The 23034-nt window shown below is 64.0% G+C and carries 21 protein-coding genes; 11 read left to right on the top strand and 10 right to left on the bottom strand.

The genetic code is table 11. The features are described from left to right. Positions 1 to 119: 119 nt before the first annotated feature. From infB to rimP, 4 genes are read right to left on the bottom strand one after another with little or no spacing between them, the layout of a single operon-like run. Positions 120 to 2990 carry a translation initiation factor IF-2 gene (infB, locus tag ACIQ2A_RS09935; RefSeq protein WP_398478428.1) on the bottom strand — a complete coding sequence of 957 codons (2871 nt, stop codon included), beginning with the start codon at positions 2988 to 2990 and terminating at the stop codon, positions 120 to 122. A gap of 57 nt (positions 2991 to 3047) precedes the next feature. Continuing rightward, positions 3048 to 3779 (bottom strand): RNA-binding protein, encoded by a 732-nt coding sequence (locus ACIQ2A_RS09930; RefSeq protein ID WP_398478427.1) that lies wholly within the window; start codon positions 3777 to 3779, stop codon positions 3048 to 3050. A 15-nt stretch (positions 3780 to 3794) separates the two neighbouring features. Beyond that, positions 3795 to 5402 (bottom strand): transcription termination factor NusA, encoded by a 1608-nt coding sequence (gene nusA / locus ACIQ2A_RS09925; protein ID WP_398478425.1) that lies wholly within the window; start codon positions 5400 to 5402, stop codon positions 3795 to 3797. Positions 5403 to 5405: 3 nt separating this feature from the next. After that, on the bottom strand, positions 5406 to 6176 hold the full coding sequence (rimP, locus tag ACIQ2A_RS09920) for a ribosome maturation factor RimP (protein WP_398478423.1): 771 nt from the start codon (positions 6174 to 6176) through the stop codon (positions 5406 to 5408). Positions 6177 to 6466: 290 nt separating this feature from the next. Between rimP and ACIQ2A_RS09915 the strand changes: the two genes are divergently transcribed. Then, positions 6467 to 7564, top strand: a complete 1098-nt coding sequence (locus ACIQ2A_RS09915; RefSeq protein ID WP_398478421.1) for a DUF2336 domain-containing protein — start codon at positions 6467 to 6469, stop codon at positions 7562 to 7564. Here ACIQ2A_RS09915 and ACIQ2A_RS09910 read toward each other — a convergent pair. Continuing rightward, entirely contained in the window at positions 7561 to 8460 is a 900-nt protein-coding gene (locus ACIQ2A_RS09910; RefSeq protein WP_398478419.1) for a LysR family transcriptional regulator, read from the bottom strand. The genes ACIQ2A_RS09915 and ACIQ2A_RS09910 overlap by 4 nt on opposite strands. 119 nt (positions 8461 to 8579) lie before the next feature. Here ACIQ2A_RS09910 and ACIQ2A_RS09905 point away from each other — a divergent pair, with 119 nt between their 5' ends. Next, positions 8580 to 9575 carry an aldo/keto reductase gene (locus tag ACIQ2A_RS09905; RefSeq protein ID WP_398478417.1) on the top strand — a complete coding sequence of 332 codons (996 nt, stop codon included), beginning with the start codon at positions 8580 to 8582 and terminating at the stop codon, positions 9573 to 9575. 4 nt (positions 9576 to 9579) lie between these two features. Here ACIQ2A_RS09905 and ACIQ2A_RS09900 read toward each other — a convergent pair whose 3' ends face one another. Then, positions 9580 to 10599 (bottom strand): LacI family DNA-binding transcriptional regulator, encoded by a 1020-nt coding sequence (locus ACIQ2A_RS09900; RefSeq protein ID WP_398478415.1) that lies wholly within the window; start codon positions 10597 to 10599, stop codon positions 9580 to 9582. Between the two features lie 203 nt (positions 10600 to 10802). Between ACIQ2A_RS09900 and ACIQ2A_RS09895 the strand changes: the two genes are divergently transcribed. The 6 genes from ACIQ2A_RS09895 to ACIQ2A_RS09870 are packed head-to-tail and all read left to right on the top strand — an operon-like array spanning position 10803 to position 15689. Then, complete coding sequence (locus ACIQ2A_RS09895; protein WP_398478413.1) at positions 10803 to 11693, top strand: dioxygenase; 891 nt, start codon at positions 10803 to 10805, stop codon at positions 11691 to 11693. Positions 11694 to 11700: 7 nt separating this feature from the next. After that, positions 11701 to 12447, top strand: a complete 747-nt coding sequence (locus ACIQ2A_RS09890) for an SDR family NAD(P)-dependent oxidoreductase (protein ID WP_398478410.1) — start codon at positions 11701 to 11703, stop codon at positions 12445 to 12447. A gap of 10 nt (positions 12448 to 12457) precedes the next feature. Next, entirely contained in the window at positions 12458 to 13354 is an 897-nt protein-coding gene (locus ACIQ2A_RS09885) for a 3-keto-5-aminohexanoate cleavage protein (RefSeq protein ID WP_398478456.1), read from the top strand. Next, positions 13351 to 14343 (top strand): zinc-binding alcohol dehydrogenase family protein, encoded by a 993-nt coding sequence (locus ACIQ2A_RS09880; protein WP_398478408.1) that lies wholly within the window; start codon positions 13351 to 13353, stop codon positions 14341 to 14343. Before ACIQ2A_RS09885 ends, ACIQ2A_RS09880 begins: the two co-directional genes overlap by 4 nt. Positions 14344 to 14347: 4 nt before the next feature. Next, the gene (locus ACIQ2A_RS09875) at positions 14348 to 14698 is read left to right on the top strand and encodes a cupin domain-containing protein (RefSeq protein ID WP_398478406.1); all 351 of its coding nucleotides are present in this window, start codon (positions 14348 to 14350) and stop codon (positions 14696 to 14698) included. A gap of 34 nt (positions 14699 to 14732) precedes the next feature. Beyond that, positions 14733 to 15689 (top strand): Bug family tripartite tricarboxylate transporter substrate binding protein, encoded by a 957-nt coding sequence (locus ACIQ2A_RS09870; RefSeq protein ID WP_398478404.1) that lies wholly within the window; start codon positions 14733 to 14735, stop codon positions 15687 to 15689. Positions 15690 to 15694: 5 nt separating this feature from the next. Here the strand turns inward: ACIQ2A_RS09870 and ACIQ2A_RS09865 are convergent, their stop codons facing one another. Next, complete coding sequence (locus ACIQ2A_RS09865; protein ID WP_398478402.1) at positions 15695 to 16495, bottom strand: HesA/MoeB/ThiF family protein; 801 nt, start codon at positions 16493 to 16495, stop codon at positions 15695 to 15697. 215 nt (positions 16496 to 16710) lie between these two features. Here ACIQ2A_RS09865 and ACIQ2A_RS09860 point away from each other — a divergent pair, with 215 nt between their 5' ends. Next, positions 16711 to 18063: a serine protease gene (locus ACIQ2A_RS09860; RefSeq protein ID WP_398478400.1), complete on the top strand. Its 1353-nt coding sequence runs from the start codon at positions 16711 to 16713 to the stop codon at positions 18061 to 18063. A gap of 11 nt (positions 18064 to 18074) precedes the next feature. Here ACIQ2A_RS09860 and ACIQ2A_RS09855 read toward each other — a convergent pair whose 3' ends face one another. The 3 genes from ACIQ2A_RS09855 to mutM form a co-directional block, all read right to left on the bottom strand. After that, entirely contained in the window at positions 18075 to 18749 is a 675-nt protein-coding gene (locus ACIQ2A_RS09855; RefSeq protein WP_398478398.1) for a PilZ domain-containing protein, read from the bottom strand. Positions 18750 to 18890: 141 nt separating this feature from the next. After that, a complete protein-coding gene (locus tag ACIQ2A_RS09850) occupies positions 18891 to 19688 on the bottom strand; it encodes a class I SAM-dependent methyltransferase (protein WP_398478396.1) in 798 nt (265 codons plus the stop codon). A 22-nt stretch (positions 19689 to 19710) separates the two neighbouring features. After that, positions 19711 to 20592, bottom strand: a complete 882-nt coding sequence (gene mutM / locus ACIQ2A_RS09845) for a bifunctional DNA-formamidopyrimidine glycosylase/DNA-(apurinic or apyrimidinic site) lyase (RefSeq protein ID WP_398478394.1) — start codon at positions 20590 to 20592, stop codon at positions 19711 to 19713. 96 nt (positions 20593 to 20688) lie between these two features. Between mutM and ubiE the strand changes: the two genes are divergently transcribed. Together ubiE and ubiB are read left to right on the top strand one after the other, a co-directional pair. Next, positions 20689 to 21450, top strand: coding sequence for a bifunctional demethylmenaquinone methyltransferase/2-methoxy-6-polyprenyl-1,4-benzoquinol methylase UbiE (gene ubiE / locus ACIQ2A_RS09840; RefSeq protein ID WP_398478454.1), 762 nt, complete (start codon positions 20689 to 20691; stop codon positions 21448 to 21450). Beyond that, on the top strand, positions 21447 to 23015 hold the full coding sequence (gene ubiB / locus ACIQ2A_RS09835; RefSeq protein ID WP_398478392.1) for a 2-polyprenylphenol 6-hydroxylase: 1569 nt from the start codon (positions 21447 to 21449) through the stop codon (positions 23013 to 23015). Before ubiE ends, ubiB begins: the two co-directional genes overlap by 4 nt. The last annotated feature ends 19 nt before the right edge of the window (positions 23016 to 23034 follow it).

The following is a 23034-nucleotide window of genomic DNA, read 5'->3' as shown; positions in this document are numbered from 1 at the left end:
TCATGGCCGGGCTTATCCCGGCCATCCACGTCTATTGTTGTGAAAACAAGGCGTAGATGCCCGGCATTACGCCGGGCATGACGGCCTTCTCAAAATCCGGCTCTCTGTAAGACTTGGACTTACAGCGAGCGCTGGATGGTCTCGATGCGATAACACTCGATCACGTCACCGGCACGCATGTCGGAGTAGTTTTCGAACGCCATGCCGCATTCCTGGCCTGACGCCACTTCCTTCACTTCGTCCTTGAAGCGCTTCAGCGTCGACAGCTTGCCTTCGTGCACGACGACGTTGTCGCGGATCAGGCGCACATTCGCGCCGCGTTCCACATTGCCGTCGGTGACGCGGCAACCCGCGACCTTGCCGACCTTCGAGATGTTGAACACTTCGAGGATCTGCGCATTGCCCAGCATGGTTTCGCGCAGAGTGGGCGCGAGCAGGCCGGACATGGCTTTCTTCACGTCATCCACGAGATCGTAGATGATGTTGTAGTAGCGGATTTCGATGCCGTTGCGCTTGGCAAGAGCAGTCGCTTCCTTGTTGGCGCGCACCGAGAAGCCGATGATGGCGGCGTTGAAGCCTTCCGCCAGCGTGACGTCCGATTCCGAGATGCCGCCGACGCCTGCATGCAGGATGCGGGCTGCGACTTCGTCGGTGCCGAGCTTCTCCAGCGAGCCGAGAATGGCTTCCAGCGAACCCTGCACGTCGGCCTTGATGACCAGCGGGAAGTCCTTGCGGCCCGAGGTCTTCAGCTGGCTCATCATCTGCTCGAGCGAGCCGCGCATGCCGTTGGTGGAGGCTGCGGACTTCTCGCGCTTGGCATGGGTACGATAGTCGGTGATCTCGCGGGCGCGGGCTTCGTTGACCACGACGGCCATACGATCACCGGCTTCCGGCGGACCGTTGAAGCCGAGTACCTCGACCGGCACTGACGGACCGGCTTCGGTGAGCTGCTCGCCCTGATCGGAGATCAGCGCGCGGACACGGCCCATTTCCGAACCGGCCACGATGATGTCGCCGATACGCAGGGTGCCGCGCTGAACCAGCACGGTCGCCACCGGACCACGACCACGATCGAGCTTGGCTTCGATCACGGTGCCTTCCGCCGGACGATCCGAATTGGTCTTCAGATCGAGGATTTCGGCCTGCAGCGCGATCATTTCGAGCAGCTTGTCGAGATTGGTCTTGTTCTTCGCCGACACTTCGACGTCCACGACGTCGCCGCCGAAGGATTCGACCTGCACGTCGTGCTGCAGAAGCTCGGTGCGCACGCGCTCCGCCTTCGCATCGGGCTTGTCGATCTTGTTGATCGCCACGATGATCGGCACACCCGCCGCCTTGGCGTGGTTGATGGCTTCGATCGTCTGCGGCATCACGCCGTCATCGGCCGCCACCACGAGGATGACGATGTCGGTGACCTTGGCGCCGCGGGCGCGCATCGCAGTGAACGCGGCGTGGCCCGGCGTATCGATGAAGGTGATCTTCTTGCCGCTTTCCGGCGAAGTGACCTGATAGGCGCCGATATGCTGGGTGATGCCACCGGCTTCACCCGACACGACGTTTGCCTGACGCAGCGCGTCGAGCAGCGACGTCTTGCCGTGATCGACGTGGCCCATGACGGTCACGACCGGCGAACGGGTTTCCGTATCGGTGGAATCGTCGGCAACGTCGAACAGACCTTCTTCAACGTCCGACGCGGCGACGCGCTTGACGGTGTGGCCGAGTTCTTCAGCGATGAGCTGCGCGGTATCGGAATCGATCACGTCGGTGATCTTGTGCATCGCGCCCTGCTTCATCAGCATGCGGATGATGTCCACCGCGCGCTCCGCCATGCGGTTCGCGAGTTCCTGAATGGTGATCGCTTCCGGGATCACCACTTCACGAATGAGCTTTTCCTTCGGCTCGTTCGACTGATGACCCTTCAGGCGCTGGGTACGGCGACGGAACGAGGCGACCGAACGCTCGCGCACATCGCCGGCCGACAGCGCGGTGACGACGGTGAGACGGCCGCGCTCCTTCTGCGGACCAGGCTTGGCGGTCGGCTTCGGTGCGATCACCGGGCGAGCCGGGCCGCCACCGGGGCGACGAACGACGCGCGGTGCCTCATCCTCGTCGCTGCCATCGGCAGCAACAGCCGGACGGCCGGACGTGGTCGCGATCGGCGCACGCGCCGTGGTGGTCGTCGTGCGGGCAGCGGACTTGGCCTTGGCTTCAGCCTCGGCCTCACGGCGCTTGGCTTCAGCTTCCGCCTTGCGCTTGGCTTCTTCCTCCAGGCGGTGACGCTCTTCCTCGGCCTTGCGACGGGCTTCGGCGGCTTCACGCTCGGCCTGCTCCTTGTATTCCTTGGTGTTGCGACGGGCCGCTTCGGCCTCGGCAAGACGGCGCTCTTCGACCTCGCGGGCGCGCGCATCGGCAAGCGCAGCGGTTCGGGCGTTGCGCTCATCCTCGGTCAGCGTGCGCAGCACGACGCCGGAGCCGCTGCGCTGCGGCGGCTGCGGACGCTGCGAACCACCACGCGGCGGCGGCGAAGCCGAACGCGAGGGTGGCGTCGGCACGCGGGACGACGATCCCGATGACGAGGTGCGAACCGGAGCAGCAGGCGCAGCCGGGCGAACCGGCGCGGCTGGTGCAGCAGCACGGACGGGAGCGGCAGGCGCAGCAGCAACAGGCGCCGGTGCAGCCGGAGCCGCAGCAACGGGCGCCGGAGCCGGCGCAGGTGCGGCGGGAGTCGGAGCGGGCGTCGGCGCAGCAGCAACCGGTGCTGCCGGAACCGGCGCAGGTGCGGCGGCCGGTGCCGGAGCGGGTGCCGCAGCTTCGGTGCTGGTGGTTTCGCCGGGAATGCGGCGCTTGCCGCGTTTCTCGACCACCACCTGCTTGCTACGGCCCTGGCTGAAGCTCTGGCGCACAGTGCTCTGCTCGACGCGTGGCTTCAGCGTCAAGGTCTTGCTGGGAACGCTCAGAGTCTTGTCGCCAGGCGTTTTCGTATCAACCATTCAGCAGTCCTAGTCCTTTTGCGGTGTGCGCGGTCGCACATTCGTCATCGTTCTAATTCAATCGGCGAGATCGTCGTCCGGCAGCGCCGTGTCCGGCGACGCATGGGTCTTCGATGGTTTGGCGCTTGCGTTGATGTCCGCGTCAGCCATCCGGTATCGGACCAAAGTCTGGCTGCGCGACAGGAACGTTTTGCCCGCCGGGCCTGTCAGCACGGCAGCATGTATCACATTTGACCGCCCCAATGCCAAATCCAATTCGTCGCTATGAAGCAGCGAAATGATGGGCAACGGATCGGTTTCTTCGTCGAATTCGGCATTTTGGCGGGCGATGCCATCCAGTTTGCGGATGCCGTCGGCGGCGCCGTTGGAGGCATGCAACAGGATTCCGGCGGTATTACGCCGTAATGTGTCTTCGACCTTGGTGAAACCTGCGACCACCTGACCCGCCTTGGCCACCATGGCCAATGCCTCGATCACGCCGCGCAGCATCAATTTATCGGTTTCATCGGCGAGATCGGCCGATGGTTTGACATTTGTCTTGAAACCCCGGGCGAACAGATTGCGCTTCACCGCCTCGGCCACCGCTTTATGCGAGGCCGAAACCCACATGCCCCGGCCCGGCAGCTTGCGCTTGAGGTCAGGAACAGGCTCGCCCGTGGGGGCGAGAACGAAACGGATCAGTTCATCGATCGGACGCACGCGCCGTGAGACCACGCACATCCGCTCAGTCCCCGATTTGGTGTCTCGGGGGCCGCGATCAAGATCTGCGGGGTCAAAACTGGCGAGCATGCGTGGCGCATATCCTTACGCTTCGACGTCTTCGGACTCGGGCTCGACGCCCTTGTCCAGATCTTCACGGGTGATCCAGCCTGCAACGACACGGGCTTCCATGATCAGACGCTCGGCGTCCTCACGCGAAATCTCGTTGGCGTCGAGGAAACCGGCATGCTTGACCGGCTCGGAGCCTTCCTTGCGCTCGGTCCAGCCGACCAGATCGTCGGTGGCGCAGCCGGCCAGGTCTTCGACGGTCTTGACATCGTTTTCGCCGAACTTGACCATCATCTGCAGGGTCACACCGGGCACATCGCGCAGCGCCTCGTCGACACCCAGTTCCTTGCAACGTGCGCTCAATTCGGCTTCCTGCTGTTCCAGATATTCACGGGCGCGGCTCTGCAATTCTTCGGCGGTCTCGTCGTCGAAACCTTCGATGCTCGCCAGTTCCTTGGCATCCACCAGGGCGAGTTCTTCGACGTTCGTAAAGCCTTCCGACGCCAGCAGCTGGCCGACGACTTCATCGACATTCAGCGCTTCCATGAACACGCGGGTGGCGTTCTCAAAGTCGGCCTGACGGCGCTCGGATTCTTCCTGCTCGGTGAGGATGTCGATATCCCAGCCGGTCAGCTGCGAGGCCAGACGCACGTTCTGGCCGCGGCGACCGATCGCCAGCGAGAGCTGGTTGTTGGTGTCCGGCACCACGACTTCGATGCGCTCGCGGTCTTCGTCGATGACGACCTTGGAGACTTCCGCCGGCGCCAGCGCGTTGACCACGAAGGTCGCGATATCCGGCGACCACGGGATGATGTCGATCTTTTCGCCCTGCAGCTCGTTCACCACGGCCTGCACGCGCGAGCCGCGCATACCGACGCAGGCGCCGACCGGATCCACCGATGAATCGCGCGAGATCACGCCGATCTTGGCGCGCGAACCGGGATCGCGGGCGACCGCCTTGATCTCGACGATGCCGTCATAGATTTCGGGCACTTCCTGCGCGAACAGCTTGGCCATGAACTGCGGATGGGTGCGCGACAAAAAGATCTGCGGACCGCGGGTCTCGCGGCGCACGTCGAACACATAGGCGCGGACGCGGTCGCCGTTGCGGAACACTTCGCGCGGCAGCATTTCGTCGCGGCGCACGATCGCTTCTCCACGGCCGAGATCGACGATGACCGAGCCATATTCGACGCGCTTGACGACACCGTTGACGATCTCGCCGATGCGATCCTTGAATTCCTGATACTGACGGTCACGCTCGGCTTCGCGCACCTTCTGCACGATCACCTGCTTGGCCGACTGCGCAGCGATACGGCCATATTCCAGCGGCGGCAGCGTATCGGCGATGGTGTCGCCGACCTGGGCGCCCGGATTGGCGCGCTGTGCATCATTGAGCGAAATCTGGTTCGACGAGTTCTCGACATCCTCGACCACCAGCATGTGGCGGGTCAGCGAGAGCTGGCCGGTCTTCGGATGGATTTCGGCGTGAACGTCTGTTTCCGAGCCGTAACGCGCGCGCGCTGCCTTCGCGATCGCCTCTTCCATCGCCGAAATCACGATGCTGCGGTCGATCGTTTTCTCGCGCGCAACGGCGTCGGCAATCTGCAAGAGTTCAAGTCGGTTGGCGCTAATAGCGGCCATGGCTCAGTCTCCTTCGGTGGAATCGAAATCGCCGCGCGCAGCGAGGCGGTGGGCCTTGGTGTTCTTCGGCAGCGGCTTCTTCGCAGCCTTCGCGACCTTGGCCTTGGCCTTCGGTGCAAAACTCTTCTTCGGATCGCTGCGCTTGGCATGCGGCGCCGGCGGCGGCGCGAGACCAAGCTCGCGCTTGAGATCTTCCTCGGCATGCTTGCCGCGGCGCATGGACTCGGCGACCAGCTCGTCGGTCAGCACGAGATTGGCGCTGGAAATATCTTCCATCGGCAGGCGGGTGATCGGGTCCTCGCCGTCGCGCGCGCCTTCACGGTCGATCAGAACCTCGCCACCTTCGACAGCGCTGATAAAGCCGCGAAAACGCTTACGGCCGCCGACGGCAACCGCCATATCGACCTTCACGAGATGGCTGATATAGCGCTCGAAATCCGAACGACGCACCAGCGGGCGATCGATGCCCGGCGAGGAAATCTCGAGCCGATAGGCGCGCTGGATCGGATCCTCGATATCGAGCACCGGCGACAGCGCATTGGAAATCGCTTCGCAATCCTCGACCAGCATCGAGCCATCAGGCCGCTCCGCCATGATCTGCACGGTGCAACCGGCCTCGCCCGAAATCTTGATACGCACCAGCCGATAGCCCATGCCTTCGAGCACGGGAGTCGCAATGGCCGCCACGCGCGCGCCAGCACCAGGCTCGACGACCAGACGCGGCTCGGCGAGCAGCTCGGCATCATTCTGGGTGGGTTCGATCGGGTCAGTCATCGGGCAGCAGCGGTCCAGGTTTTGGGGCGTTTCAGGTAATAAAAAAGAGCGGGTCCCCGGGGGCCCCACTCTCAAACGGTCTGTATGAGAACTGTAAGTTGCGGCCGATATAGACCTTTTCGGGCGGGACGGCAAGGGCGAGATTCGGCCACGGGAAGCTCGTGCTTGAACCCACTCTATGTTAAGTCACTGTAAACTCTCGCATCTATGCTTCCGCAGACTAACCCTTCCTTCACAAAGCCCCTTTAGTCTACGCGGGCCTTTGTGATTGGCGTAGTTGAGTATTCTTGATGGCAGAGGCCAAATCCCTCATTCCGGGGCTTGAGGAGATCGTCCGCAACGGCGATCCCGCGCGCCGTGGTGAGGCCGTCCGGAAGATTGCCGACCTGTTTTTGCAGGGCGCATCCCGGTTCCAACCGTCCCATGTGGACCTGTTTGACAGTATCCTGACCAGCCTGGTCCCGCAGACCGAGGTCGAGGCGCGGCGCATGCTGGCCGAGCGGCTGGCGGAACTGGTCAATGCCCCGCCGCAGCTGATCTCCATGCTGGTGCGCGACGATGAAATCGTGATCGCCGGGCCGTTGCTGCGCCGCTCGCCGCAGATCGACGAGCCGACTTTGCTCGATATCGCCAAGGTCAAAGGCCAGCCGCATCTGCTGGCAATCTCCGATCGGCCGACCCTCGGCCCGCGACTGACTGACATCATCATCCGCCGCGGTGACCGTGAGGTCATCCGCCGCGTCGCCGGCAATGCCGGTGCGGTATTCTCGCAGCTTGGCTATCACGGCCTGATCCGCCGCGCCGGCGATGACGGCGTGCTCGCCATCACCGTCGGCCAGCGCGACGACCTGTCCACCGAACAGCTCAAATATCTGCTGGCGCAATCGGTCGAGGTGGTGCGCCGCCGGCTGTTCGATGCCGCCGCCCCCGAATTGCGCGCAGCCATCAACCGCGCCATGCAGGACATCTCTGGTGCGCAGCAACACCTTGCTCTGACACGCGATTTTGCCAGCGCCGAGCGCACCGTGCGGAAGCTGCAAACCAGCGCCGAGCTGAACGAAGGCGCGCTGCTGCGCTTCGCCCGCGCCCATCAATATGAGGAAACAGCTGCCGCATTGGCCGCCATGTCCGGCGTCCGGATCGCCACCATCGATCAGTTGTTGAAGGGCGACCGCGATGATCCGATGCTGATCCTCGGCAAGTCGATCGGTATTTCCTGGGCCACCGTGCGCGCCTTGATCGCGCTTCGCGTCGGTCCCGGCCGGTCGCCGGCAGCGCCCGATGTAGAGGAAGCCCGGCAGAATTTCGAACGGCTGGTTCCCGCCACCGCCAAGCGCGTGCTGACCTTCTGGCAGACCCGCGAGCCCACCGCGGAAATCCCGAACTAGCGCCTACGCCTCCATTCCCCGACAAAACCGACGAACGTCGCCAAGGCGGGCGGCGGCTGCCTGCGGCTCGGATAATACAGAAACGGCCCCGGAAATGGCGGCAGCCAGTCTTCCAGCACACTGACCAGCTTCCCGGACGCCACCGCCTCCCGCACATAGCCCTCGAATGTCATGAAGAAGCCGAGCCCGCCCAAAGCGGCCTCGATCCCGAGCCGCGAATAGCTGGCGATCAGCGCCGGCTCCGGCGCCACCCGGACCTCCCGACCGTCCTTTTCGAACTCCCAATCCAGCAGCGCGCCGGACGCGAAGCGGGTTCTGATGCAGCAATGCTGCAGCAAATCCTGCGGCACAACAGGGTGCCCATGTTGCGCAACATATTGCGGTGAAGCCACCACCACATAGCGCTCCGGCAGCCCCAGCGAGATCGCAATCATGTCCTGGGCGAGGTGTTCGCCATAGCGAATGCCGGCGTCGAAACCTTCGGCAACGATGTCGACCAGCGACGTTTCCGCAATGATTTCAAGCTGAATGTCGGGGTAGCGCTGCAGGAACGGTGTCACCATCGGCGCCAGGACGAGATCCACCGCGGGTGCCGGGGCATTGATCCGCAGCCGGCCAGAGGGCACAGCGCTGAAGCCTCGGACTTGCTGCAATGCAGCATGAACATCTCCCATCGCGGGAGAGACTTTTGTGCGCAGCATTTCGCCGGCTTCCGTCAGCGAGACACTGCGTGTTGTGCGATGCAGCAATCGCACACCAAGACGCGCTTCCAGGTCGCGGAGCCGCTGGCTGAGACCTGAGACAGACACCTGCAACTCCACAGCCGCCCGGCGAAAGTTTCGCGTTCGGGCGACGGCGAGGAAGGCGGAGAGATCGCGAAGATTCAAGTGATCCATTGTCCGCAGGATTGAACAAGCCTTTCAGGATTGTCCAGCTTATCGAAGGGCGACGTTCGGCGCATATCGGTCGGCATCGGCGGCACAGAGACCGCCCTTCACAGCCACGGAGCATTCCAATGGACACCCGTACCCTCGGAAAGACCGGCCCGCAGACCTCGGCACTCGGCCTCGGCTGCATGGGCATGTCGGATTTCTACGGCCCCGCCGACCGCGACGAGAGCCTCACCACGATCCATGCCGCCCTCGAAGCCGGCATCACGCTGCTCGACACCGGCGATTTCTATGGCATGGGCCATAATGAGATGCTGATCGCCGAAGCCCTGCGCGGCCATCCCAAGCGCGCCAACGCCCAGATCTCGGTGAAATTCGGCGCCCTCCGCGGCCCGGACATGGCTTGGAACGGCTATGACTCCCGCCCGGTCGCGGTGAAAAATTTCGTCGCCTATTCGCTGAAGCGGCTGAATGTCGAGGCCATCGACATCTATCGCCCGGCGCGGCTGGATCCGAACGTGCCCATCGAGGATACGATCGGCGCCATCGCCGACCTCATCAAGGCCGGCTACGTCAGACATATCGGCCTGTCCGAAGTCGGCACCGAGACCATCCGCCGCGCCGCCAAGGTGCATCCGATCGCCGATCTGCAGATCGAATATTCGCTGATCTCGCGCGGCATCGAACGCGACATCCTGCCGACCTGCCGCGAACTCGGCATCGGCATCACCGCCTATGGCGTGTTGTCGCGCGGCTTGATTTCCGGCCATTGGAGCAAGCAGCAGGGCACGCAGGATTTCCGTGCCATCAGCCCGCGCTTCTCGGCTGCGAATATCGATCACAATCTGGCGCTGGTGGAGAAATTGCGCGCCATCGCCAGCGAGATCGGTGCTTCGGTCGCACAGGTGGCGATCGCCTGGGTCGCGGCACAAGGCAACGACATCGTCCCATTGGTCGGCGCCCGCCGCCGTGATCGGCTCACCGAAGCGCTGGGTGCGCTGAATGTGAAACTGACGCCGGCGCATCTCGCAGCTCTGGAGCAAGCCATTCCAGCCGATGCCGCTGCTGGCGGTCGCTATCCCGACAGCCAGCTCGCGCATATGGATAGCGAAAAGGCGTAAGCGCTCAGCTCTCCACAGGCCGCGTCGATGCGCGCGCGACCAGCACAGGCGATGTCACGATCTGCAACGCGCCCTGATGGGTGCCGGTGATCAGATCGAGCAAAAGCTCCCCGGTCCGCTCGCCCATCTCGTGATGGCTGATGCGGACCGTGGACAGCGGCGGATTGACGAGATCGACCAGCGGCATGTCGTTATGGCCGATGACAGAGACATCCTCCGGGCACCGCCGCCCCTGTTCGCGCAGGGCCTCATAGACGCCAAGCGCGAGCAGGTCGTTGGCCGCGACCACCGCCGTCGCATCCGGCCGACGCGCCAGCAGGCTGCGGGCCGCCGGCAGTCCCGCTTCGCGGGTGAAGGCGGAGGCTTCCTCGATGTCATCCTCGTCGGGATCGAGACCAGCCGCCCGCATCGCTGCCACAAAGCCACGACGACGGAGCAAGCCCGTCGAGAGCGACTGCGGCCCGGCGATGTGCACGATGCGTCGATGCCCGGACGCGATCAGGTGATCCACCGCCAGCGTGATCCCCGCCATGTCGTCGGACACCACCGACGGCACCCGCGCCTGACCTTCAGACCGGTTGACCAGCACGACCGGAATCTGCGCCTGCAGACAGCGCTCCACGGCATTGTCCTTCAGGGCCGCGCTGGCGAGCACGAGCCCGTCGACCCTGCGTGCAATCAAGGTCTGCACGAGATCATGGCCACCCGTGCGATCCGGCCGCTGATCGGCGACGATCAGGGCATAGCCCCGCGCCGACAGCGCGCGTTCGAGTCCGCTGATGATTGGTGAGAAGACGGGATTGGCGATGTCCGGCACCACGATCCCGATGAGCTTGGAGCGCCCGCTGCGCAGGCTGGCGGCGGCCACATCCGGCCGGTAACCGAGCCGCTCAGCCGCTTCCAGCACCCGGAGGACGACCGGCTCTCCGAGCCTGTCCCGCCGCGCGGGATCGAGCGCGCGCGACACCGTGGACGGGTGAACGCCAACTTCCCGCGCTACGTCCTTGATCGTCACCGTTGCCATGGCACCTTGCTCGACTGCAGCCCATCCATTCGCACGAAAGTATCCCGTTCCAGCAGGGAAAGCTGCGATCGGTCAAAGCGATAGCTGAGCTTAGTCAATTCGCTTGACCTGCGCAAACGATTGCATTAGCGTTTATGCAATCGATTGCGCATAAAGCGCCGCTCGCAACATGGACGCGACAGCCAATCGACCGGGAGGACCCAATGATCATCACACGTCAGCAGGACGTGACCGACGTCGTTCTCGACGCCATGAGCCCCGCGCCGGACTACCGGCTGCGCACGGTCATGGCGTCCTTCGTCCGCCACCTCCACGCTTTCGCCCGCGACGTCCGGCTCACCGAAGCCGAGTTCGAATTCGCCATCGATTTCCTCAACCGGATCGGCCAGTCCAGCAACGACGCCCATAACGAGGCCGTGCTGTTCAGCGATGCCGTCGGCCTCTCCACCCTGGTCTGCCTGTTGAACAACGGGCAGGACGGCGCCAGCGAGACCGCGGCAGCCTTGCTCGGCCCATTCTGGCGCGCCAATGCCCCGCAAATGGAGAACGGCGCCTCCATCGTCCGCTCGCCGACGCCCGGCCCGCCATTGTTCGTGAGCTGCAATATCCGTGACGCCCAGGGCGCGCCGATTGACGGTGCCCGCGTCGATGTCTGGCAGGCGTCGCCATCGGGCATGTATGAAAACCAGGACGCCGGGCAGGCCGACATGAACCTGCGCGGCGTGTTCACGACCGATGCGGATGGCCGCTTCGGCTTCCGCTCCGTCAAGCCGGCCGGCTATCCGGTTCCGACCCATGGCCCGACCGGCGAGATGCTGGCCGCCCAGCGCCGCCATCCCTACCGGCCCGCGCATCTGCATGTCCTCGCCTACAAGCCCGGCTTCAAGACGCTGATCACCCAGGTGTTCGTCGATGACGACGAGCATCTCGAAAGCGACGTGGTGTTCGGCGTGACTCGCGCTTTGATCGGCGACTTCCGAAAGGGCGAAGGAACGCCGCCGGCGCCGGACGTCAGCGGCGAGTGGTTCAGCCTCAACTACACTTTCGTGATGGAGCCCGGCGAAGCCGTGCTGCCGCATCCTCCCATCAAGTGAGCGACCGATGACACAACCCCTCGCAGGCAAGATTGCGGTCGTGATCGGCGGCTCCGGCGGCATTGGCGCCGCGGCGGCACGGATGCTCGCCGCCGAAGGCGCCACCATTGTGGTGACTTGGCGCTCCGGTGAAGCGGCGGCGAATGGGCTGCTCGCAAAGCTGCCGGGCAAAGGCCATCTCGCCCGCCGCGCGGTGGTCGAGGACACCGCGACACTCACCGCACTTGCCAGCGATGTTGAGAAGGCCTTCGGTCGCTGCGACATCCTCGTCAACACCGCGGGCTACACCAAGCCGATCCCCATCGGCGATCTCGACGCGCTCACCGACGATTTCATCGACGACATGTTCAAGGTGAACTGGCGCGGGCAATTCGCCGCGATCCGCGCCTTCACGCCAATGCTCAAGGCCTCCGGCGACGGATTGATCGTCAGCGTCTCCTCCATCGCCGGCCTCAGCGGCGTCGGCTCCAATCTCGCTTATGCCGCCATCAAGGCCGGCATCGACACCATGACAAAGTCACTCGCCCGCGCGCTGGCGCCTGCTGTGCGCGTGATGTCGGTCTCGCCCGGCGTGGTCGCCACCGATTTCGTGCCCGGCCGCGATGCCGCAGCACTCGAGAAAGTCGCCCCCACCATCCCGCTCAGGCGCGTCGCCACGGCCGATGACGTCGGCCGCGCCATCGCCGCCTGCGCGACGCATCTGACCTATTCCACCGGCTCGCTCGTCGTCGTCGACGGCGGCCGGGCACTATAAGGAGACGATGATGCGCCCGATGCTCGACAAGGTCGTCATTACCTGCGCCGTCACCGGCAATCTGACCCGCCCGGATCAGACACCGCATCTGCCGATCACGCCGGAAGAGATCGCGGATGCCTGCCTCGGCGCGGCAGAAGCCGGCGCGGCGGTCGCCCATATTCATGTGCGCGAGCCCGGCACCGGTGCGCCATCGATGAAGCTGGACTATTATCAGGACGTCGTCGCGCGCATCCGCGCTCGCAACCGTGACCTGATCCTGAACATCACCACCGGCCCCGGTGGCCGCTTCGTGCCATCGAAGGACGATCCCAAGATCGCCGATGCCGGCACCACGTTGATGAATCCGGAGGAGCGTGTCGCGCATATCACGGCGCTGAAGCCCGATATCTGCACGCTCGACCTCAACACCATGAATTCCGGGGCACAGGTGGTGATCAATACGCCCGGCAATGTCCGCCGCATGGCCAAGGTGATCCGCGCCGCCGGCGTGAAGCCCGAGATCGAACTGTTCGATTCCGGCGACATCGCGCTGCTCCATGATCTTCTCGCCGACGGCACGCTGAGCGGCCCGGCGCTGACCTCCTTCGTGATGGGCGTGAAATACGGTTTCCAGCCTTCGCCGGAGACGGTGCTCTATGCACGCGGTCTGCTGCCGGCGAATGCGCATTTCACCGCCATCGGCATCGGCCGCTCCACATTTCCCATGGTGGCGCAATCCGTGCTCGCCGGCGGCCATGCCCGCACCGGGATCGAGGACGGCGTCTATCTCGAACGTGGCGTGCTGGCACCTTCCAATGCAGCGATGGTCGAGAAAGCACGGCGCATTATCGAGGAGATCGGCGCGCAGATCGCCACGCCCGCTGAAGCACGCGCTCTGTTCGATCTGCCGGAGGCTTCAGCATGACGACCGCCACGTGCCTGCGGCTCAACGCGAAAGTCGAGCAGATCGAAAACGTCGCGCCCGCCATCGAGCGGCGTTCGCTTGCGCGTACCAACGCAACCGACGTTCTTGTCGAGATCAAGGCCGCCGCCGTCAATCCATCGGATGCGAAAGCGGCAATCGGCATGATGCCATACGCGATCTTCCCACGCACACCCGGCCGCGATTTCGCCGGTGTCGTCCTGGAAGGCCCGGATGCGCTGATCGGCAAGGACGTCTTCGGCTCCTCCGGCGATCTCGGCATCCGCCGCGACGGCACGCATGCGACGCATCTTGTCGTGGAAGCGGACGCGGTGGTCGAGAAACCCGCGAGTATCAGCCTCGCCGAAGCCGCGGGCATCGGCGTGCCCTTCGTCACCGCACAGGAAGGCTTTCGCCGCGCCGGCATGCCAAACGCCGGTGAAACCGTTTTGATCCTCGGCCTCAATGGCAAGGTCGGCCAGGCCGCGGCGCAGATCGCCTCCTGGCAAGGTGCGCGCGTGATCGGCGTCGTACGCAAGGATGAGCCCTATGTCGGCCATGCCCATGGCGAAGTGACCGTGATCGATTCCAGCCGCAGCGATGTCGCCGCCACCGTGCGCGAACTCACAGGCGGCAAGGGCGCCGATATCGTCTACAACACCGTGGGCGAGCCCTATTACGACGCCGGCACCAAATCGCTGGCGCTGCTCGGCCGGCAGATTTTTATCGCGTCGGTGAAGCAGCCTGTCGCGTTCGACATCTTCGCCTTCTATCGCGGCCGGCACACTTATGTCGGCATCGATACGCTGGCACTCTCCTCCATCGCCAGCGCCGAGGTGCTGCGCGACCTCGTGCCAGGCTTTGCCTCCGGTGCACTCAAGCCATTCCCGATCGAACCGAACGCGATCTATCCGCTCGCTCGCGCCGCCGAAGCCTATGCCGCCGTGCTCGGCTCGTCGCGCGACCGCGTCGTCTTCCAGCCCAACGGGTGAAGCCATGCATGTCGTCCGCCTGAATGACGCGCCGCGCTACGAGGCCCCCGGCCACAGTGACATGCGGATGTTCCGCCTGCAGGGGCGCGATGCCGGGCCGAGCGATGTGATGTGGCTCGGCATGAGCCAGATCCTGCCCGGCGGCGGCATCACGCCATCAGCCTCGCCCGAAGAGAAGTTCTACGTGGTGCTCGAAGGCGAGGTGACCTTCGAGACGCCGGACGGCACCGCCACGCTGACCACCTGGGATTCCTGCCGCATCGCGCCCAACGAGACCCGCGCGCTGCGCAACGCGACGAAGAGACCGGCCGTGGTGTTGCTCGCAATGCCACTGCCCAACACCGCCAGAGGCTGAAAGCCCGGCATTTGAATTCACACGGAGGACACCAATGGATCGCCGACAGTTCATGATCGGCTCCGGCCTCGCCGCGTCCGCGGCGTTGATCGGCAGCAGCGCGTCAGCACAGACCTATCCCAGCCAACTCGTCCGCATCGTGGTGCCATTCTCCGGCGGCAGCATGACCGATATTCTCGCGCGCACCGTGGCGGACAAGCTCGCCACCAAATGGAAGCAGCAGGTCATCGTCGAGAACCGGCCGGGCATCGCCGGCGTCAGCAGCATCGCCAAGGGCCCTGCCGACGGATCGCAGATCATGCTGACCTCCAATGGCCACAGCGTGGTCGGCGTGGTGAACAAGAATCTCGGCTTCGATCCGATCAAGGATTTTGCCCCCATCAGCCGCGTCGCCACCACCGCGGTGATCCTGATCGTGCCGCCCGATGCGCCGTATAAGACGCTCGCCGAATTCATTGCCGCCGCAAAGGCCAAGCCCGATGGCCTCAGCTACAGTTCCGCCGGCGTCGGCAGCTCGACCGGCATCGCCGCCGAACTGTTCAAGAGCCTCACCGGCGCGAAGATGGTTCTGATCCCGCATCGCGGGCAACCGGAGTCGCAGATCAGCGTCATGCGCGGCGACACCAACATGGCCTTCACCTTCTTCAATGTGGGCGGCGACCTCATTCAATCCGGCAAGCTGCGCGCCCTCGCCGTCACCGGCAAAGCGCGTCTGCCGCAGTTGCCTGATGTGCCAACCTTTGCCGAGGCCGGACTGCCGGACTTCGCTTACGATAGCTGGTTCGGCATGCTCGCCGCCGGTGCCACGCCGAAGCCGATCGTGAGCCAGATCGCGCGCGATCTCGCCGAGGCGCTCACCGACCCCGCTCTCGTCCAACAATATGCGGCCCAGGGCGTCACCATCACCAGTTCGACGCCCGATGCCTTCGAGGCCGAGTTGCGCAGCGATGGCGAACGTTATGGCAAGCTCGTGGCCGCCGCGAGCGGCTGAGCGCTTCAACGATAGCTGCTCAAATCCGTGATGGACGGCGTATCGCCGTTCAGCGGATTGGCGGGATCGCGCGCATAGCGCAGGGTCTCGAAGCGCATCGAACGGGCGTCGATCATCAACAGACGTCCGACCAGGCCTTCGCCAAAACCGACGATCTCGCGGATCGCTTCCAGCGCCATCATCGAGCCGATCATGCCGGCCAGCGCGCCCATCACGCCGGCTTCCTGGCAGCTCGGCACGGTGCCGGGCGGTGGCGCTTCGGGAAACAGGCAGCGATAGGTCGGGTTGAGTGCACCCTTGTCGTTGCGCTCATGCGGCCGCAGCGTTGTGAGCGACGCATCGAACGTACCGAGCGCGGCAGAGATCAGCGGCTTGCCGGCGAGATAGCAGGCATCCGACACCAGATAGCGCGTCGAAAAATTGTCGGAGCCATCGAGCACGAGATCATAGGCCGAGATCAGTGCCATCGCATTGTCAGCATTCAGCCGCTCGCCATGGCCGACAAAATTCACATGCGGATTGAGCGCGTGGATTTTCGCCGCAGCACTATCGACTTTCAGCGCGCCGATATCGGGCGTCGCATGGATGATCTGGCGCTGCAGGTTGGACAGCGACACCTCGTCATCATCCACCACGCCCAGCGTGCCGATGCCCGCCGCCGCGAGATACATCAGCGCGGGCGCACCAAGGCCGCCGGCGCCAATCACCAGCACTTTCGCCGCGCGCAGCTTCGCCTGGCCGGGGCCACCGACCTCGCGCAACACGATGTGGCGCGCATAGCGCTCGAGTTCATCGCCACTCAGCATGATGTTATTCGCTCCAAACTCTCCCCCCTCATGGTGAGGAGCGCGCATCGCGCGCGTCTCGAACCATGAGTGCCCCACACGCATGGTTCGAGACGCCCGCCCTTGGCGGGCTCCTTACCATGAGGCCGGTGTTGAACCCGCAGATCGCTGTCACCGACCCAGCAGATGTGCTTAATTGCCGTAAAATCAATCGCAGGCTTCATACGGGACATGTCATGAGATCGATACTGTCGGCAACCGCGATGATTCTTCTTGCCTCTGCGGCGCATGCACAGTCCCCTGCCCCGAGCGCGCCCGCAAAGCCCAAACCCGTGACCACCGTGCCGGTGCGGCCGGCTTTGCAGACCCCTGCCGACACCGCCAAGAGCATGACCCAGGCCGAGCGCCTGTCGATCCAGTCCGACCTCGCCTGGACCGGGAACTACAACGGCGCCATCAATGGCGAAGTCTCCGATCGCATGGTCAACAGCATCAAGGCGTTCCAGAAGAACAATGGCGGCAAGGAAACCGGCGTCCTGAACCCGCAGGAGCGCGGCCTGCTCGCCGCCGCTGCGAAGAAGCCGCGGGACAATGTGGGCTGGAAGATCGTCACCGATATGGTGACCGGCGCCAAGCTCGGCATTCCCGGCAAACTGGTGCCGCAGCAGATCTCCGATGCCGGCGGCAGCAAATGGCAATCCGCTTCCGGCACGATCCAGGTCCTGCTGACGCGCCGCAAGGAAGAGGGTCTGGCATCCCCTAAACTCGCCGAAGCCGAACGCAAGCAGCCCGGCCGCAAGCTCGACTACAGCGCGGTGAAGCCGGATTTCTTCGTGCTGTCCGGCCTGCAGAACCAGAAAAAATTCTACGTTCGCGGCCAGATCAAGGGCGATGAGGTCCGCATGATCACCATCCTCTATGATCAGGCCACCGAAGGCACCATGGAGCCGGTGGTGATCGCCATGTCCTCGGCTTTTGAGGCCTTCCCCGCCAGCGCCCAGGCCGCAGCGCCGCCACCGCGCAAAAAGGTCGAATATGCATCGGGCATCGTGGTGAGCGCGGAAGGCGCCATCGTCACCGATCGCCAGGCCGTAGATGGCTGCCTGTCGATCACCGTGGCCGGCCATGGCAATGCTGACAAGATCGCGGAGGACAAGACACGCGACCTCGCTCTGCTGCGCATCTATGGCGCACGCGATCTGAAGCCGCTGCCGCTTGGCGCCGGCGCTGCGAAGCCTGATCTTACGCTCGTGGGCATCGCTGATCCGCAGAACCAGGGTGGTGGTGCTGCCGTCAGCAGCGTGAAAGCTGCAGCGGCGCAGGGAGCGAATGGGGAGACGACGTTGTCGCCCGCACCAGGCATCGGCTTCGCTGGCGCTGCGGCCATCGATAACGACGGCGCGTTCGCCGGACTCACGCAGTTGAAACCCACCATTGTCGCAGGCCCGGCACCTGCAGCAACTCAGGCCGTGCTGGCGCCCACGGAGATTGTGCGCAATTTCGTCAAGGCGAATGGCGTGGCGGCAGAAACCGGAAAGGCCAGCGATGCGAAGGCATCGATGGTGCGCCTGATCTGTGTGCGCAAATAGTCCTGCGCTCGCTACGCTTCTTCCATGCGATCCATGCGCTGTTCCAGCGTTGTCGCTCTCAACGCACGCGGGGCCTGCATCGGGCGGATGACGCGGCGCTCCAGCACCTCGCGGCCCTGCTCCTCGACGAATTTCACCGCGAAACCACCGGCGAGATGACGCACCACGCGGCCGACGCACGCCCCGACGGCAAGCGGCGTCCCGATCTCCGGCTGCACGTCAGCGGATACCGCAGCGCCAGACGACGACATGTCGATCACGAAACAGCTCTTCATCGTGCCATCGGCAAAGGTCAGCATCGAATGCGGGCTCGCCGGCACGATGCGGGCCTGCTTGCGCCCGTCCTTGATGGACGGGTCCTTCTGCTTCTTCTCCAGCCAGGTGAGCTGATCCGACATCTTCTGCCGTTGCGGGCGCGTCAGCATCAGTTCGAGCAGGAAGCTGCCCGACACGGTGTCGCTGATCTCACCCTCCAGCTTTCCGAAGTCCCCGAAATAGGTGTCGATCCGGTCGCCGAGCCGCCCCATAACCGGCGCATCGACGATCATCCGGAACGGCGACACGCGGCTGGTGCGGCAGGCAAAGCTGCGCGGCTTGCCTTCGGGATCGAGCCAGTTCGACAGCGTATACTGGCCACCCACGACCACATTGACGGCGCGCTGCCTGAGGAATTTTTCGACGGACACGTGTGGCCTCCTGCGGTACCTCGCAACCATCATAAAAACGGCTGCCAGGCGAGCATTCGCGCGCGCCGTGGTTATCAGGGGTATTTATACACCCGTTCAAGTTGAGACAATATTACCGGGGATTTGCCGGCTTGATAAATATCAGCCGGGCACCCGTCCCTGGATGGCATTGGCGAAGGCGTCATAGCTGACCGCCCCGCCAGACTGCTCTTTGAGATGCGCCCGCACGCGGTGCTGCAACTCGGCCAATATGTCAGGTGCCATTGCGGCCACCGCCGGCTTCACTGTCGAGCCGGAGGTCGAGGCTGCCCAGAAATCTTCGAAACTCTCGAAGCGTCGGGTCACGTCGATCCGGCGCGTTGCGATATCGGAGAGCCCGGCGCCCTGCCACAGCGCGATCAGGTTTTCGGTCCGGGACGCATCCGGATGGGGTGGCGGCTGCGGCACAAAGCCCATGGCGCGCAACTCTCGCATCACGGGCTGTAGCGGAAAGCCGCCACCATCCATATCCCAGGCATAGGCAGACACGAGACCGCCGGGCTTCACCACCCGCGCCATCTCCGCCACGCCGCGTGGCGGCTCCGGCACGAAGAAGATCACGAGCGCCATCACGGCCGCATCGAAGGCCTTATCGCCAAACGGCAACGCCATCGCGTCGCCCTGATGATAGGTCGCGATCTGCGTGCCCGGCCGCTTGCGCGCATAATCGAGCTGGCCGTCGGACGGATCGACACCATTCACCGCCCGTGGCGCACAGCGCTGCACGATCAGCTCGGTGAACGCGCCGTTGCCGCAACCAACATCGATCCAGGCGAGGTCCTGCTTTGGTGCAATCCAGTCGAGAAACGTCTCGCCGGCAAGACGGCTCCATACACCCATCATCCGCTCATAGGCAGCGCCGTCGTTGAAGCGGATAGAGGGATTGGACGTGTCGGTCATGACAAAAACTCCTTCCTCACCGTCACTTCTGACACTTCGGGCACCAGAAGGTCGATCGCCCGTTCTGTACGAAGCGCTTGACGATGCCCGAGCAGCCGTCGGTTTTGCAGGCCTCGCCCTCGCGGTCATAGACCTGGAACGAATGCTGGAAATAGCCGAGTTCACCGGAGGTCTGGCGATGGTCGCGCAGCGAAGAACCGCCGGCCTTGATGGCGAGATTCAGCACGTCGTGGATGGCATCCACCACCAAGGTGGCGCGCTCGGTCGGCTCGCCCTTCTTGGTCGCAAGCGTCGCAGCCAGGCGGCGCGGTGACAGATGCGAGCGAAACAGTGCCTCGCAGACATAGATATTGCCGAGGCCAGCAACCACGGTCTGATCGAGCAGCGCGGCCTTCAGGCTTGTCTTCTTGTTGCGGCAGGCTTCGGCGAGCATTGCCGCATCGAATTCATTCCCGAGTGGCTCCGGGCCGATATCCTTGATGAAGGGCTCCTGCTCCGCCTCGCTGCGGGCAAATATCTTCATGAAACCGAAGCGGCGGGGGTCATTATAGATCACCGACGGGCCCGACGACATGTGGAAGACCACATGATCATGCGCGCGCTCGTCGCTGCGTGGATGATGGAACGCGCCGGGCATCTCATTCGTCCCGTCGGAGACGACGCGGAACGAGCCGGACATGCCGAGATGCATCAAAAGAACGTCACCGGAATCCAGATCCGCGAGCAGATATTTGGCCCGGCGACCAAGGCTGATGACCATCCGCCCCTGCAACCGCTCGGCAAAATCGGGCTGAAACGGAAACCGCAGGTCGCCGCGGCGGAGTTCGAGGCGGTCGATCCGGGCGCCTTCCATGGCGGGCTGCAGGCCGCGCCGGACGGTCTCGACTTCGGGGAGTTCGGGCATGAGATACGTCATTCACCTTGCGAGGCTGACGTGATAGCCCCTTTGCCGCCGGCAGGCTATGGTCCGCCGCAATCGAGGTTTTTTGAGATGAGCAGCATGGATCAGCCGGGCGAAACCACGCATTTCGGCTTCCGGGACGTGCCGGTGGGCGACAAGCAGACGCTGGTGAACGAGGTGTTCCACAGCGTGGCGCAGCGCTACGACCTGATGAACGACCTGATGTCCGGCGGCATGCATCGCGTCTGGAAGGACGTGATGATCAACACCCTCAACCCGCCCCGCTCGGACGCGCCCTTCGCGCTGCTCGACGTGGCCGGCGGCACCGGCGACATTTCTTTCCGTGCGGCCAAGGCGTCGGGTCTCGGCTTCGCGGCGACGGTCTGCGACATCAATACGGGCATGCTGGAAGTCGGCCGCGAGCGCGCGATCAAGCAGCATCTCGAACATCAGGTCTCGTTCGTCGAGGGGAACGCCGAGGAGCTGCCTTTCGCCGACAAGAGTTTTGACGCCTATACCATCGCCTTCGGCATCCGCAACGTGCCGCGCATCGACCGCGCACTCAAGGAAGCCTATCGCGCGCTGAAGCCGGGCAGCCGCTTCCTCTGCCTCGAATTCTCGACCGTGGACGTGCCCGGCCTCGACAAGATCTACGACCTGTTCTCGTTCAAGCTCATTCCGCCGATGGGCAAGGCGGTGACCGGCGATTCCGAATCCTATCAGTATCTCGTGGAATCCATCCGCAAGTTTCCGAAGCCGAATGCGTTCGCCGACATGATCCGCGACGCCGGCTTTGCGCGGGTGAAATACGAACTGCTCTCAGGCGGCATCGTCGCACTGCATTCGGGTTGGCGTTTGTGATTTCTGCTCTCTCGCATATCACACGCCTCGCTCGCGCCGGCATCGTGTTCGCGCGCGAAGGCGTGTTCGGCGCTGTCGATCCCGCACTGATCCCGCCACCGGCTTTGCTTGCCGTGAAAATTGCGCGGCTGATCGAGCGCAAGAATGCGCAGACCGGACCAAAGCTGTCGCGCGCATTGACGCGGCTGGGCCCCGCCTATCTGAAGCTCGGACAGTTTCTTGCCACGCGGCCTGATGTCGTCGGCGTCGCCATGGCACGCGATCTGGAGAATCTGCAGGATCGCCTGCCGCCCTTCTCGATGACCGAAGCCGAGCATGTGGTGGCCGCTTCGCTGGAGCGGCCGATGTCGCAGCTCTATGCGAGCTTCTCGCCGCCGGTGGCAGCCGCGTCGATCGCGCAGGTGCATCGCGCGGAGATCGACAAGGACGGCGTGCGCAAAACCGTTGCCGTCAAGGTGCTGCGCCCGAATGTGGCCGCGCAATTCCGCCGCGACCTCGGCGATTTCTTCTTCGTCGCCCGCAATGCCGAAGAGCATTCGGCGGAAGCACGCCGCCTGCGGCTGAACGAGATCATCACCGTGATGTCGCGCTCTGTCGCGATGGAAATGGATCTGCGGCTGGAGGCTGCCGCACTCTCCGAAATGGCGGAGAACACGAAGAACGATCCGGATTTCCGCGTCCCCGAAGTCGATTGGGATCGCACCTCGCACAATGTGCTGACGATGGAATGGATCGACGGCATCGCGCTGAACGATCACAAGCGTCTTGCCGAATCGCAAACCGATCTGCCGGATCTCGGCCGCAAGGTGATCCAGAGCTTTCTGCGTCATGCTTTGCGTGACGGCTTCTTCCATGCCGACATGCATCCGGGAAACCTGTTCCTCGGCAGCGACGGCCGCCTCGTCGCGGTCGATTTCGGGATCATGGGCCGGCTCGGCCTGAAGGAACGGCGCTTCCTCGCAGAGATTCTGCTGGGCTTCATCACCCGCAATTATCGCCGCGTGGCCGAGGTGCATTTCGAGGCCGGCTATGTGCCGGCGCATCACTCGGTGGAGAATTTCGCGCAGGCAATCCGCGCCATTGGCGAGCCGATTCATAATCGGACGGCCGAAGAAATCTCCATGGCAAAGCTTTTGACTTTGCTTTTGGAAGTAACCGGCCTGTTCGACATGCAGACCCGGCCGGAACTGATTTTGCTGCAGAAAACAATGGTCGTGGTCGAAGGCGTGGCACGCACTTTCGATCCGAAACTGGATATCTGGAAGGTCGCCGATCCCGTGGTGCGCGAGTGGATCGAGCGCAATTTGGGGCCGCTCGGCAAGATTCAGGGCGCGCTGGCCGGCGCCGGCGAGCTGGGCAAGGCGGCCTCGGGCCTGCCGATGCTGGCCACGCGGGCGATGACGGTGCTGGAGCAGCTCGAGACCATGACCCGCAACGGCGTCCGGCTCGACGACGAAACCATTGCAGCCATTGGCAGAATTCGCGCCAAACAGACCAGGTGGCGGACCATCGGAATCTGGGTGATCGCGCTCACCTTCATCGGGATTTTGCTCACCGTGCGATGATTGCATTGCCGGCACATCG

Origin of the sequence: Tardiphaga sp. (genome assembly GCF_044336785.1) — a bacterium.
GTDB lineage: Bacteria > Pseudomonadota > Alphaproteobacteria > Rhizobiales > Xanthobacteraceae > Tardiphaga.
Note: the sequence above shows the minus strand (reverse complement) of the source record. Positions and strands in the feature narration are given on the sequence as shown.